11 protein-coding genes are annotated in these 13,916 nt (G+C 65.2%); 9 read left to right on the forward strand and 2 right to left on the reverse strand.

All coding sequences use genetic code 11. The features are described from left to right. Positions 1-14 precede the first annotated feature (14 nt). Entirely contained in the window at positions 15-911 is an 897-nt protein-coding gene (locus AB4099_RS10660; protein ID WP_113519014.1) for a GntR family transcriptional regulator, read from the reverse strand. Positions 912-994: 83 nt separating this feature from the next. On the opposite strand from AB4099_RS10660, the gene AB4099_RS10665 reads away from it, so the two are divergent. After that, on the forward strand, positions 995-2,137 hold the full coding sequence (locus tag AB4099_RS10665) for a C45 family autoproteolytic acyltransferase/hydolase (protein ID WP_441478033.1): 1,143 nt from the start codon (positions 995-997) through the stop codon (positions 2,135-2,137). 73 nt (positions 2,138-2,210) lie between these two features. Then, complete coding sequence (locus tag AB4099_RS10670; protein ID WP_441478034.1) at positions 2,211-3,782, forward strand: ABC transporter substrate-binding protein; 1,572 nt, start codon at positions 2,211-2,213, stop codon at positions 3,780-3,782. On the opposite strand, the gene AB4099_RS10675 is transcribed toward AB4099_RS10670, so the two are convergent. Continuing rightward, positions 3,779-4,435, reverse strand: a complete 657-nt coding sequence (locus AB4099_RS10675; RefSeq protein ID WP_441478035.1) for a GntR family transcriptional regulator — start codon at positions 4,433-4,435, stop codon at positions 3,779-3,781. The genes AB4099_RS10670 and AB4099_RS10675 overlap by 4 nt on opposite strands. 128 nt (positions 4,436-4,563) lie before the next feature. On the opposite strand from AB4099_RS10675, the gene AB4099_RS10680 reads away from it, so the two are divergent. The 7 genes from AB4099_RS10680 (at position 4,564) to AB4099_RS10710 (ending at position 13,747) form a co-directional block, all read left to right on the forward strand. Continuing rightward, positions 4,564-5,457, forward strand: a complete 894-nt coding sequence (locus tag AB4099_RS10680) for an alpha/beta hydrolase family protein (RefSeq protein ID WP_441478066.1) — start codon at positions 4,564-4,566, stop codon at positions 5,455-5,457. 7 nt (positions 5,458-5,464) lie between these two features. Then, complete coding sequence (locus AB4099_RS10685) at positions 5,465-7,009, forward strand: ABC transporter substrate-binding protein (RefSeq protein ID WP_441478067.1); 1,545 nt, start codon at positions 5,465-5,467, stop codon at positions 7,007-7,009. 78 nt (positions 7,010-7,087) lie between these two features. Continuing rightward, positions 7,088-8,638 (forward strand): ABC transporter substrate-binding protein, encoded by a 1,551-nt coding sequence (locus tag AB4099_RS10690; protein WP_441478036.1) that lies wholly within the window; start codon positions 7,088-7,090, stop codon positions 8,636-8,638. Positions 8,639-8,669: 31 nt separating this feature from the next. Continuing rightward, on the forward strand, positions 8,670-9,614 hold the full coding sequence (locus tag AB4099_RS10695) for an ABC transporter permease (protein WP_069880964.1): 945 nt from the start codon (positions 8,670-8,672) through the stop codon (positions 9,612-9,614). Beyond that, positions 9,611-10,426: an ABC transporter permease gene (locus AB4099_RS10700; protein ID WP_069880963.1), complete on the forward strand. Its 816-nt coding sequence runs from the start codon at positions 9,611-9,613 to the stop codon at positions 10,424-10,426. The genes AB4099_RS10695 and AB4099_RS10700 overlap by 4 nt, the downstream gene beginning before the upstream one ends. Beyond that, the gene (locus AB4099_RS10705) at positions 10,426-12,087 is read left to right on the forward strand and encodes an ABC transporter ATP-binding protein (RefSeq protein ID WP_441478037.1); all 1,662 of its coding nucleotides are present in this window, start codon (positions 10,426-10,428) and stop codon (positions 12,085-12,087) included. Before AB4099_RS10700 ends, AB4099_RS10705 begins: the two co-directional genes overlap by 1 nt. A gap of 145 nt (positions 12,088-12,232) precedes the next feature. Beyond that, a complete protein-coding gene (locus AB4099_RS10710; RefSeq protein ID WP_441478068.1) occupies positions 12,233-13,747 on the forward strand; it encodes a xylulokinase in 1,515 nt (504 codons plus the stop codon). Positions 13,748-13,916 lie beyond the last annotated feature (169 nt).

Below are 13,916 nucleotides of genomic sequence, written 5' to 3' on the forward strand. Positions count from 1 at the left end.
CTCCGCGCGCATCTCTATCCGGCCGTAGGCGGCGACGGCCGGACCCTTCGCTTGAGTTCGCTGGCGCGCTGCAAGTGCCGGCGCATCAGGACGGAGGCAATTTCCCGATCCCCCGCCTGCAGACGCTCGAGGATCTCGATGTGCTCGATGCAGCTGACCTGGACCCGTTCGGTGCCGGAGCCCCAATCATAGTTGGAGAGCCGTCGCATCTGGTTTTCCCGGCGGATGGCGGAGTGGATGAAGCGATTGCCCGATGCGGCCGCGAGGCCTTCGTGAAAGGCTGCGTTCATTTCATAGAAGGCGACGCTGGAGGACTCACGCCAGGGCTGGCTCAGGGCTTGGCGATGCCGACGCAACATCTCGTTCGCCCAGCTCTCATCGAGGCGAAAGCCGGGCTCGAGAAAGCCCATGGGCTCAAGCAGCATGCGGAAGCGATAGCGTTCCATTCGCAGTGACGAATCCGAGGATTCATGCAGGAAGCGCCAGCCATAACCTGGCTTGCGCTCCACCATCTCCAGCTCGGCCAGGCGTTTCAGGGTGCGCTGGATTTCTGGTCGCGCCATCTCGTAGCGACGCATCAATTCCAGCTCGGAAACATCGTCGCCAAGGTCGCCGCTCTCGCGATCGCGTGCGATCCTGACCAGGGCGAGATCGGTCTCGTCGGGTGAGCCGCCGCTATCTGCCGGGAGGGGAAGCGCACTGACCAGCTCGACGCCCTTGTTGGGGTGGCGAAGCACGATCCCCTGGCCTTCGAGATGACTGAGCGCGGCCCGAACCGGGGTGCGCGAGACATTCAGGCGCTTGGCCAGATTGTTCTCGTTGAGCCATGCACCCGCCGCGAGGCCGTCTTCGCGCGCCAGCTGGATGATGCGCTCGGCCAGATCCTGCTGGAGCCGGGTCGGTTCGGCCATGAGATTCCTCTTGATTGTCTTACTGCGTGATGAAATACATTAACTGTTAGCCGGGCGCCAGAGCCGGCGCGGAGATTAGGTCCATGGTTGAGCCCTTTCCATTCATCGATGTTTCGGGATCGCCCTATGAGCGCGGCCGGCAGCATGGCGCCGCGGTTCCGGCGCGCGTCAAGCGCAGCATCGAGCTCTATGGCGGCCAGCTCACCGAGCTCGGTTACGATGCAGTTGCCAAATCCCGGCTGATCGCCGAATTCGCCCGCGAGATCGAAGCTTTCGGCGCCCATTATGTCGAGGAGATGCGCGGCATCGCCGACGGTGCCGGCGTTACGCTCGAAGATATCGTGATGGTCAATGCCCGCACCGAGGTCATGGCCAAGGCGCGGCTCGAGAAAGCCAAGCCCGTCGAGGCCGGCGAGGAGCTCGACGATGGTTGCACTGGCGCAGTCATCCTGCCCGAGCGCAGCGCGAACGGCGAACTCATCCACGGCCAGAACTGGGACTGGAAGGCGGAATGCGCCGAGACCGCCATCGTGCTGCGCGTGCGCCGCGATGACGGCCCGGACTTCCTGACCTTTGTCGAAGCGGGTGGTCTTGCTCGTTGCGGCATGAATGCCGCCGGCGTCTCGATCACCGCCAACTATCTGGAGTCGGAGCGCGACTTCACCCAGGCCGGCGTCCCGCTGGCGCTGATCCGGCGCAAGGTGCTGGAGCAGGAGCATTTCGCCATGGCGATGAAGGCCGTGGCGACGACGCCGAAGGCCTGCTCGAACAACATGATGCTCTCGACAGTCGCCGGCTTCGCCATCGACTTCGAATGCGCGCCTGATGAGGCCTTCCCGATCTACCCGGCCGACGGCCTGATCGTTCATGCCAACCATTGGGTGGGCTCGATCGCGCTCACCAAGATCAAGGACACCGGCATTCCGCGGGTACCCGAGAGCTTCTATCGCGACTGGCGCGTCCGCAAGCTGCTCGACGATGCCGGCCGCAAGCTCAGCGTCGCTGATCTCAAGAGCGCGCTCTTCGACGACTTCCTGTCGCCCTATGCCGTCTGCCGCCCGCCGCGTCCCAACGAGACCGGCAATCTCTCAGCCACGGTCTCGATGGTGATCATGCAGCCGGCGAAGGGCATCATGGAAGTGGCCCCGCTGCCTGCCCTGAACCGGCAGTTCACGCGCTACAGCCTGACTGACGATCCAGTGACGCTGGCCGCAGCCGCGGAGTGAGTTCTTTGCATGCGTCGGAGCCGTAGAGGGCGGCCCGACGCTATCAGCTAATAAAAACAGGAGGGGATCGAACATGGCTTTCAAACCGATTGCGGCAGCAGCGCTTGCCGGCGCGGCAATGACCTCGCTGCTGGCGGGTCTCGGCCCGTCGCTCGCGGCGCCGACCAGCATTCGCGCGCATCTCAATGCCGATATCCGCAGCATCAATCCCGGCGTGAACCGGGACGACAATACCGACGCCGTCGTGCTGCATATGGTCGAGGGCCTCGTCGCCTATGGCGAGGATGCAGAGGTCAAGCCGCTCCTTGCCGAGAAGGTCGCGCTGTCCGAGGACGGGCTGAGCTACACCTTCACCCTGCGCAAGGGGGTCAAGTTCCACAATGGCGCGCCGCTGACTGCTGCCGACGTGGTCTGGAGCTGGAACCGCTACATGGACCCGAAGACCGAATGGCGCTGCCTTTCGGAGTTCGACGGGCGAGGGCGGGTCAAGGTCGAATCCGTCGCGGCGCCTGACGCTTCGACGGTGGTGTTCAAGCTCGACAAGCCGAGCTCGCTCTTCCTCGCCAGCATCGCCCGCACCGACTGCGCCATGACCGCGATCCTCCACAAGGATTCGGTGAAGGCGGATGGCAGCTTCGACAAGCCGATCGGCACCGGGCCCTACAGCTTCGGCGAATGGCGCCGCGGCGAATATATCCGGCTCGTCCGCAATCCCGACTATGCCAGCCTTCCCGGGAAGATCGATGGCTATACCGGCGGCAAGCGTCCGCTGGTGGATGAAGTCCGCTTCCTGATCATCCCGGACAGCTCTACCGCCAAGGCGGCATTGCTGCGCGGCGATATCGACGTCATTCCCGACGTCGCCAATGCTGAAGTCGGCGAGCTGCGCAAGAACCCCAAGGTCGAAGTCTCGCTCGTCTCGAACATGGGCTTGGTCGGCCTCCTCATGCAGACGCGCGATCCGTTGCTGCAGAACCAGAAGCTGCGCCAGGCGATTGCCGCAGCGCTCGATGTCAACGAGATCGTCGCCGCCGTCACGGACGGTCTCGGCAAGCCGAACAATTCGATCGTTCCTGCGATGTCGTCCTATTACGGGCCGGTACAGAAGCAGGGCTACAAGTACGATGCCGCGGCCGCGAAGAAGCTGCTTCAGGAAGCCGGCTACAAGGGCGAGCCGATCGTGATGCTCGCCAATAAGCGCTATCCGCAGAGCTTCGATTCCGCGGTGATCGCGCAGCAGATGCTGCAGAATGCCGGGATCAATGTCTCGATCGAAGTGCTGGAATGGGCGACGCAGCTCGATCGTTACAGCAAGGGCAATTACCAGATGCAGGCCTTCCCCTATTCGGCCCGCCTCGACCCAGCACTGAGCTTCGAGTCGATCGCCGGTCCGAAGGCGACCCAACCGCGCAAGGTCTGGGACGATCCGGACGCACTCGCGCTGCTCGACAAGTCGATGGTGGTTTCGGATAAGGCCGAGCGCCAGAAGCTGTTCGACGAGCTGCACACGCGCTTCATCGCCCAGGTGCCGATGGTCATGCTCTATAATGGGCTCGATGCCGGGGTCTATGGCAAGCGCGTGAAGGGCTACCAGTCCTCGATCCTGTCCAAACCCAGGCTCTGGGAAGTCAGCGTCACCGACTAAAGGCCCCCCGGCTCTCTCTCGGGCGCATCCTTGAGAATATGAGCCGCAATCAACTGCGAGAGGCGCGCAATGTCGCGCTTCTCGATGGCTTCGAGCATGGCGTGATGGTCACGGTCGCTGCGCAGCAGCGACTCGTGGGAGGCCCATACCGTGACGTTCGACCCGCGCCCGCGATCACGCAGGTTCCAGATCAGCTCCTCCAGCACGGGGTTGCCGCTGAGATGATACATCACTTCGTGAAATTCGGCGTTGACCCGGCTCTGGTCAGCGCGCGTGCCCTCGCGTACCGCCGCGCCGAACTCCTCGGCGAGTCCACGCAGCGTCGAGAGGGTTGCCGGCGTCATCCCGCTGACGATAGCGGTCGCGGCCGAGGTCTCGATCACGATCCTCACAGACCGGATATGGCGCAGGGTCTCTCGATCGATCTCGGCCACGCGGTAGCCCCGGTTGGGGACATGCTCGATCGCCTTGCGCACGACGAGCTCGTCGAGCGCGGTGCGGACATCAAAGCGCGTCGCGGCGAATTTCTGCTCGATATCGATCTGGCGGAGCCATTCGCCGGAGCGGAACTGGCCGAACTTGATCGCTTCGGCAATCTCTCCTGCCAGGGCGTGTTTCGATTTCGGCTTACGCTTCACGGTCGTCATCATCATCCCCTAGCTCATCTCGCCGCGATTTCGCTACCGGGCGAAGCGACCGACCCAAGCTTGCCAGCCCCAATTCAACGTGCAACATAATTGGCGCCAATTTAATAGCCAATAGAGGATATCCGATGGCTGCGATGACTGCGACGCGTGAGGCGCCCGAGAACAAGAAGGCCGACAAGGCTGCCGCGCTCTACGACATGGACCGGACCACGGTCTTCGCCAGCCGGCACGATCCCCGCTTTGCCTATTGCCTCTATGTCCCGCCGTCGCTAGGGCAGGGCGGCGAGCCACCGGCGCTGGTCGTCGCCATGCATGGCACGGGCCGCAGCTTCATCACCTATCGCGATGCCTTCACCGAGTTCGCGCGCTGGAACAACTGCATCGTGCTCGCGCCGCTCTTCCCGGTCGGAGTGCGCGGCGACGGCTATCGTGACGGCTTCAAGTACATGCGCGAAGCCGACATCCGCTACGATCACGCGCTGCTTGCGATCGTAGACGAGGTCGGCCAGCGCTATGACCTCGACTTCAAGCGCTTTGCCCTGTTCGGTTACTCCGGCGGCGGGCACTTCGCGCATCGCTTCATGCTTCTGCATCCCGACCGCCTCTGGGCCGCCTGCATCGGCGCACCGGGTTCGGTCACGCTGCTCGATCCGACACGCGACTGGTGGGTCGGCACGCGCAATTTCGCGGCCCTGTTCGGGCAGGAGATCGACACCGCCGCCCTGGCCAAGGTGCCGGTCCAGATGATCGTCGGCGCCGCCGATCTGGAGACCTGGGAAATCACCCACAAGGAAGGCGGCCGCAACTGGATGCCGGACGCCAACCATGCCGGCAAAACACGCCCCGAGCGGCTCGCCAGCCTGCAGCGCTCCTTCGAAGCCGCTGGCGTGAAGGTGCGCTTCGATCTGGTGCCGAACATGCCGCATGACGGCGTCAAGGCTGTGCCGCGCGTCGAGGAATTCCTGGCGGAAACGCTGACCCGCCTGCGTGCGGATGCTGCGCCTCTCACCGTGCTGAAGGGGAAATAACGTGAACCTGAAGTCGTCCCTGGCTATTGCTTTGACCCTTGTTGCTGCGCCGGTTCTGGCGCAGCAATCGACGATCAATGTCGCGCTCAATGCCGACATCCGTTCGACCAACCCGGGCGTCAACCGGGACGACAATACCGATGCCGTCGTGCTGCACATGGTAGAGGGCCTGGTCGGCTACCGCGAGAACGGCGCGGTCGCGCCGCTTCTGGCGGAGTCGATCGCGGTCTCGCCCGACGGGCTGACCTACACCTTCACGCTGCGCAAGGGCGTGAAGTTCCACAATGGCGCGGTCATGACCTCGGCCGATGTGCTGTGGAACTGGAACCGCTACATGGACGCGAAGACCGACTGGCGCTGCCGGGCGGAATTCGACGGCCGGACCGGCATGAAGGTCACGAGTGTCGACGCACCTGATCCGTCGACCTTCGTCATGAAGCTGGAAAAGCCCAGTGCGATGTTCCTCGACACCATGGCGCGCACCGATTGCGCCATGGTCGCGATCATCCACAAGGACTCCGTGAAGGCCGATGGCAGCTGGGACCGGCCGATCGGCACCGGCCCCTTCACGCTCGGCGAATGGCGACGCGGCGAATTCGTCTCGCTGAAGCGCTTCGACGGTTACGTCTCGCCCCCCGGTGAGCAGCGCGATGGCTATGTCGGCCGCAAGCGCGCCCTGGTGCCGGAGGTCAAGTTCCTCTCCATCGCCGATGGCGCCACGATCAAGGCCGGCTTGATGTCGGGCGCATTGCATGTCGCGGACATTCCCGATTCCGACGTGCCGGAGATGAAGAAAATCCCAAATCTCGAGGTGATGAGCGCCCCGAGCGCGACGAAGCACGCCTTCCTGTTCCAGACGCGCGATGCCCTGCTCGGCGATGTCCGGATGCGCCAGGCAATCGCGGCCGCACTCGATCTCGACCAGATCGTCGCGCACACCTCGAACGAGCTCGGCAAGACCAATAACTCGGCGATCTATGTCTCGTCGCCCTATTACAGCGACGTCCAGCGCCAGCGCTACAGCCAGGACCTCGCCAAGGTGAAGAAGCTGCTCGCCGAGGCCGGCTACAAGGGCCAGCCGATCAAGCTGGTCGCCAACAAGCGCTCGACGGTACCGAGCTTCCCGGCCGCGGTCGTGGCCCAGGCCATGCTGCAGGCCGCAGGCATCAACAGCGAGATCGAGGTGCTGGAATGGGCGACCCAGCTCGACCGCTATGCCAAGGGCAATTTCCAGATGATGTCCTTCAGCTACTCCGCCCGCATCGATCCTGCCCAGAGCTACAACCAGTTCAGCGGACCCAAGGACGCATTCCCGTCCAAGGCCTGGGACAGCCGGCGTGCCGACGAGCTGATCGAGAAGGCGACGCTCGTCGGCGATCCGGCCGAGCGCCAGAAGCTGTTCGACGAGCTCCACAAGCTGATGCTCGCCGAAGCTCCGCTGATCTTCCTCTACAATCAGGTCGACACGGCGGGAGTCTCCAGGAAGCTGCGCGGCTTTGCCCCCTGGGTCGCTGGGAAGCCGCGGCTCTGGGAGGTCAGCTTCGCCAATTGAGGCGTTGCTCCTGGCCCGCGCCAGACCCGGGCCAGCTCTCTTAAAACCAAGAAGAACGACGACAACAGGAACATCGACATGAACCGCATCTATGCCTCGGCCTTCGCACTGGCGACCTCAGCGCTCGTCGCTGGTCCGGCCGCCGCCCAGTCCGTCACGGTCGCGGTCGCTGCCGATATCCGCAGCTCCAATCCCGGCGTGAACCGCGACGACAACACGGATGATTTCGTCCTGCAGCTCGTCGAGGGGCTGGTCGGTTATGCCGAGGATGGCACGGTCGGGCCGCTTCTCGCCGAGAAGGTCGAAATGTCGACCGACGGCAAGGCCTACACTTTCACGCTGCGCAAGGGCGTGAAGTTCCACAATGGTGCGGAGCTGACCTCGGCCGACGTCGTCTGGAGCTGGAACCGCTACATGGATCCAAAGACGGAGTGGCGCTGCCTGTCCGAATTCGATGGTCGCAATGGCCTGAAGGTCGAGGCGATCGAGGCTCCCGACGCTAACACCGTCGTGATGCGCATCAACGCACCCAGCGCGCTCTTCCTCGACGCGCTGGCGCGCACCGACTGCGCGATGGCCGCGGTCATCCACAAGGACTCGCTGAAGGCGGACGGCTCCTGGGACAAGCCGGTCGGCACCGGGCCGTTCAAGATCGGCGAGTGGAAGCGCGGCGAGTATTTCACCATGACCGCCTTCGACGGCTATGCGTCGCCGAAGAGCGACAAGCGCGACGGCTATATCGGCCTGAAGAAGCCGCTCATCAAGGACGTGAAGTTCATTGTCGTGCGCGATCCCGCGACGGTGAAGGCCGGCCTGACCTCGGGTGCCATCGACATGGCCGAAATCCTGCCGAGCGATGTCGAGGAACTGCGCAAGAATCCCAAGCTCGACGTAAAGATCGCGCCGAACGCCGTACGCCACACCTTCCTGTTCCAGACGAACGACGCGCTGATCAAGAACGTCAAGCTGCGCCAGGCCATCGCCGCCTCGCTCGACATGACCGAGCTGGTCGCCGCCGCCTCCAGCAATCTCGGCACGCCGAACAATTCGGCGATCTATCCGAGCTCGGCCTATTTCGGGCCGGTCGAGAAGCAGGGCTTCAGCTATGACCCGGCAAAGGTGAAGAAGCTGCTCCAGGAGGCCGGCTACAAGGGCGAGAAGATCTCGATCATTGCCAACAAGCGCCCGACCGTGCCGAGTTTCCCGGCCGCCGTCGTGGCACAGGCGATGATGCAGGCTGCCGGCATCAATGCCGAGATCGAGGTCCTGGACTGGGCAACCCAGCTCGATCGCTACAACAAGGGCAATTACCAGATGCAGTCCTTCTCCTATTCGGCACGCTTCGACCCCGCACTCGGGTTCGAGCAGTTCGCCGGGCCGAAGGACAAGCAGCCGCGCAAGGTCTGGGACAATGCCGAAGCGCAGGCGCTGATCGACAAATCGATGGTCATCTCGGACAAGGCCGAGCGCCAGAAGCTCTTCGACGACCTGCACAAGCGCATGATCGAAGAGGTGCCGCTGATCATCTACTTCAACGGCCTCGACGTGATCGCGCATTCCAAGCGCGTGCGCGATTTCCAGCCGTGGCAGTCGAAGATGCGGATGTGGGGCGTCAACCTCGCCAATTGAGGCGCAGGTCTGGCGGGGAGGGGAAGCACCAATGCTGCGTTTCGCGCTCACGCGCATCCTGATGGCGTTGCCGACACTGTTCATCGTGGCAGTCTCGGTCTTCGTCCTGATCCGGTTGATCCCGGGTGATCCAGCCCAGCTCATGCTGGGCGACCTCGCCGATCCGGCGAGCCTGGCCGATCTCCGGGCACGCCTGGGTCTCGACCGCAGCCTGCCGATGCAGTTCGCGATCTGGTTCGGCAATCTGCTGCAAGGCGACCTCGGCCAGTCGATCAACTCGCAACAGGCGGTCCTGCCGCTCATCGCCCAGCGCTTCTTCATCAGTGCGCAGGTGGTGCTGGTTGCGGTGCTGTTCGCCTGCCTGGTCGCCGTGCCGGCCGGCGTGATCGCGGCCTGGCGCCAGAACAGCTCGCTCGACCTCACCCTCGTCGGCCTGGCGACGCTGCTGCTCTCGATCCCGACCTTCTGGCTCGGCCTGCTGCTGCTGCTGTTCTTCGGGCTGAAGCTCGAATGGCTGCCGGTCGTCGGCTATGTCTCGATCGGCGAGGACACGACGCGCGGCATCCTCTACCTCGTCATGCCGATTCTGACGCTGTTCCTGCATGAGATCGGCGTGATCCTGCGCATGGCGCGCGCCTCGACGCTGGAGGTGTTGCGGCTCGACTACATCACCCATGCCCGCGCCAAGGGCCTCTCGGAAGGCGCCGTGCTCTGGCGCCATGCCTTCAAGAACGCCTTTGGGCCGACCTGGACGCTGATCGGTCTCGTGCTCGGCAACCTGCTCGGCGGCATCGCCGTGGTCGAGACCGTCTTCACCATTCCCGGCCTCGGCCGTCTGCTGGTCGATTCGATCTTCGCGCGCGATTACCCGGTGATCCAGGGCTGCCTGCTCTTCGTCGCCTTCACCTATGTCCTCGTCAATCTGGTGATCGACCTGTGCTATCCCATCTTCGACCCGCGGGTGACAGCCGAATGAAGCTCCCCGCACCCAACGCCCTGCTGGGCGGTCTGCTCATCGGTGTCCTGCTCGTCGTCGCCCTGACCGGCGCGGTCTGGACACCCTATGATCCCCTGCAGCTCAGCTTCCGCGCCAAGCTCGCGGCGCCGAGCGCCATGCACTGGCTCGGCACCGACGAGTTCGGCCGCGACGTGCTCTCCCGCCTGATGGCGGGCGCCGCGACGAGCGTCTGGATCAGCCTGCTGACCGTGACGCTTGCCGTGACGCTGGGCACCGTGATCGGCGTCTTCAGCGGCTATCTCCGCGGCTGGTTCGACCGCATCGTCATGGCCTTCAACGATGCGCTGCTCGCCTTTCCCGGCATCCTGCTGGCGCTCGGCCTGCTTGCGGTGGTGGGGGCCAACAAATACGGCATCATCGTCGCGCTCGGCATTGCCTACGCGCCCTCAGTCGCCCGCATCGTGCGCGGCACCGTGCTTTCGCTGCGCGAGCGCGAATACATCGCCGCCTCCCGCGTGATGGGCAATTCCGAGGGCTTCACCATGGCCCGCCACATCCTGCCGAACTGCATCGCGCCGCTGACCGTGCTCGCGACCTCGATGTTCGGCTATGTGCTGCTGGCAGAAAGCGCGCTCTCCTTCCTCGGCCTCGGCGTGCCGCCACCGGCCCCGACCTGGGGCAACATGCTCGCCGGTTCGCGGCCCTATATCGGCCAGGCCGTCTGGCTCGGCATCTTCCCCGGCCTGTGCATTTCGCTGACGCTGCTCGGGATCAATCTTCTCGGCGATGCGGTGCGCGACAAGCTCGACCCGCGCATGAGGGGGATGTGATGGCCTCGTCCGAAACACTTCTGCGCGTCGACGACCTCACGCTCGAGATCGGCAGCACCGGCAAGCGCGTCGTCAACGGCGTCACCTTCTCGGTGTCGCCAGGCGAGATCGTCGGCATCGTCGGCGAGTCCGGCTCCGGCAAGACGCTCGCCGCCCGCGCCCTGATGGGCTTCATCCCCCCGGCGGTCCGGCGTGTCGCCGGCTCGATCAGGTTCGAGGGCCAGGAGGTCACGACCATGGAGCCGAAGCAGCTGCGCGCCATGCGCGGCTCGCGTGTCGGCATGGTCTTCCAGGAGCCGATGACCTCGCTGAACCCGTCGATGCTGATCGGCCGGCAGCTCGACGAGGGGCTGGCGCTGCATCGCAAGCTCAGCGCCGGCGAGCGTAAGGAGCTGATCCTCGACATGCTCAGGCGTGTCGGCATCCGCGATCCCGAAGGGGCGTTGACTTCGTATCCGCATCAGTTCTCCGGCGGCATGCGCCAGCGCATCATGCTGGCCTCCGTGATGCTGCTGAAGCCGGCGCTGCTTATCGCCGACGAGCCGACGACAGCGCTCGACGCCGTCGTGCAGCGTGACGTGCTGGAGCTGATGGTCGACCTGACCAAGGCCAACAACACCGCTGTGCTGATGATCAGCCACGACCTCGGCATGATCGCGCGCTATTCCGACCGCGCGATCGTGATGTGCCAGGGCGATGTCGTCGAGCAGGGTCGGACCGAGGAGCTGCTGGCGCGCCCGAAACACCCCTATACCCGCAAGCTGCTGGCCGCGATGCCGCATCGCGGCCCGGCGCGCGCACTGCCGGAAGCCGGCACGCCGATCGTCTCGGTGCGTGACCTCGTGATCGACTATGGCGGACGCCAGGGCTTCTTCCGCAAGGAGGCGCCGAAGCGCGCGCTGCACGGCATCAGCCTGGATGTCGCGCCGGGCCAGGTCGTCGCCGTCGTCGGCGGCTCCGGCTCCGGCAAGACGACGCTCGGCCATGCGATCGCGGGCCTGATCAAGCCGACCAGCGGCGAGATCCGCTTCGAGGGCAAGCCGATCGACAAGAGCGAGACGGCCTATTGGGACTACCGGCTGAACTGCCAGATGGTGTTCCAGGATCCCTATTCCTCGCTCGATCCGCGTATGACCATCGGCGATCTCGTGGCCGAACCGCTCCGGCTGGTGCCCGGCATGACGGCGGCCCAGAAGGCGGCGCGGCTGCAGGAGGTGCTGGCGGAGGTCGGCCTCGCTGACGGCTTCGCGTCACGCTATCCGCACGAGCTCTCCGGCGGGCAGCGGCAGCGCATCGCGATCGCACGCGCCGTGGTGCGCCGTCCGAAATTCGTGATCGCCGACGAGCCGGTCTCGGCCCTCGACGTCACGGTGCGGGCGCAGGTGCTGGAGCTCTTCGCCGAGCTGCAGCGCAAGCACGGCTTCTCCTGCCTGTTCATCAGCCATGATCTCGGCGTGGTCGAGCAGGTCGCCGACCGGGTCGTCGTGATGAACGAGGGCCGGATCGTCGAGGAGGGGACACGCGACGCCATCTTCGACCGGCCGGAGCATGCCTATACCCGAAAGCTGCTCTCCGCAGTGCCCGGCCTCGAGACCGCGCCGGACGGCGGCGTGCGCCTGTTCTGGCGGCTGGTCGACGAAACCGAAGCCGCGCTCGCCTGATCCCCAGCTTCCGGCGGCGGGCGCTACGCGCCCGCCCGCACCCCTGCTATGAGGCAGATCCTGGCAGGGAGCGATGGATCAGGGCGATGCAGGTGAGGGTGATGTCCGGCAGGCGGGGTGACGACGGGAGCATTCGCCGGTGAGCATGGTTCTCGCCTGCGATCTCGGCGGCACCAGTTTTCGCGCGGCCCTCGTCGATGAGGCAGGGCAGCTTCGGGCGCGTCACAGCATCGTCATGCGGGTGCCGGTCGAGCAAGGCGGCGCCGCCGAGATCGATCCCGATCTCTGGTGGAGCGCGCTCCACGAGAGCGCAGCCGTGCTCCAGGCTTCCCATCCCACGCTCTTTGGGCAGGTCGAGGCATTGGCGATCTCGGCGCTGACACGCACGCAGGTCTTCGTCGATCGCGACAGCCAGGTGCTTCGTCCCGCCATGCTCTGGCGCGATACGCGCGCCGACACGACGCTGCCCTCGCTTCTGGCCACGTGCCCGAAGGAGCATCCGGAGACCGCGAGCCTCAATGCCTTCCATCCGCTCGCGCGGCTCTGGTGGCTGAAACAGTCCGAGCCGGACATCCTCGCGGCCACGGCACATGTTCTCGATCCCAAGGACTATCTGAATCTGCGCCTGACCGGGGTCGTGGCGAGCGATACTGTTTCGCACGCGCGGCTGGAGGCGGCCGCAGCGGCCGCGCCCGCCGGCGGTTCTCTGTTCGGCGCTACCGCCCTGCCGGCGACACTTCTTCCGCCGCTACGCGAGCCGGTTGCGATCATGGGCCATGTCCAGCCGGGACTGGAGGGCGCGCTTGGCCATCTCGCCGGCAGGCCCGTGATCGCCATGGCGAACGACACCTGGGCGAGCGTGGTCGGGTTGGGCGCCATGCGTCCGGGTTTCGGCTACAATTTGTCCGGGACGACCGAGGTATTGGGTCTCGTCAATGCCCGGGCCGCGTGGGCCGAGGGACTGATGACCGTGGACTGGGGCGCCGGGCTCACCCAGCTCGGCGGCCCGAGCCAGACCGGGGCCGACACGCTGACCTGGCTGCTCGAACTGCTCGGTCGTTTCCAGGGCGAACCCGCGCAGGCCGGTCGCGAGCTTGGCCGCGTCCTTGCGGAACCGCGCGATGCCGACCCGGTGATCTTCCTGCCCTATCTCCAGGGCGAACGCGTGCCGTACTGGGACCCGTCGCTGCGCGGGGCTCTGGTCGGACTCAATCGCCGCCACCGCGCGGTTGACTTGGCCTGGGCGGTGATGGAGGGCGTCGGCTTCCTCAATCGTGTTGTGCTGGAGCGTGCCGAGGCAGCATCCGGCCGGCCGATCGCCGAGCTTCGCTTCGGCGGGGGCGGGGCTGCCAATCCCCAATGGTGTCAGATCAAGGCGGATATCCTCGGCCGGCCGGTCGGCGTCGTCGAAGGCGAAGAGCATGGTCTGCTCGGCGCGGCCATCGTCGCCTGGACCGCTCTCGGACGCTTTCCGGATCTCGCTTCAGCGCAAGAAACGCTTGTCAGGCTGGCGCGGGTCTACCAGCCGAACCCGGCCTCACGCGAACCCTATGACCGGCTGTTTGCACTCTTCCGGCAGGCAGAGCAGGCTCTGGCTCCAATCGGTCGTCAGCTCGCCGGTTGGCGCGAGCGAGAGGCCGCACGTGCAGCAAGGGCCTGACGTTGCGCAATTGGACGTGGAGAATTCGCTCTCAACCCGTTGCGTCGGCTCGCATTCGCCTTGGCCCCGCACTAGGGTTGGGTTGTTCCATTCGGTACGGCTTCGGCCGGTTTGGATGAAATGCCCGCTCGCCCGCTGTCATGACATGATGCCCCGACCTTCGATCCTG

It is taken from the genome of Allobosea sp. 2KB_26 (assembly GCF_052115715.1).
Taxonomy (GTDB): Bacteria; Pseudomonadota; Alphaproteobacteria; order Rhizobiales; family Beijerinckiaceae; genus Allobosea.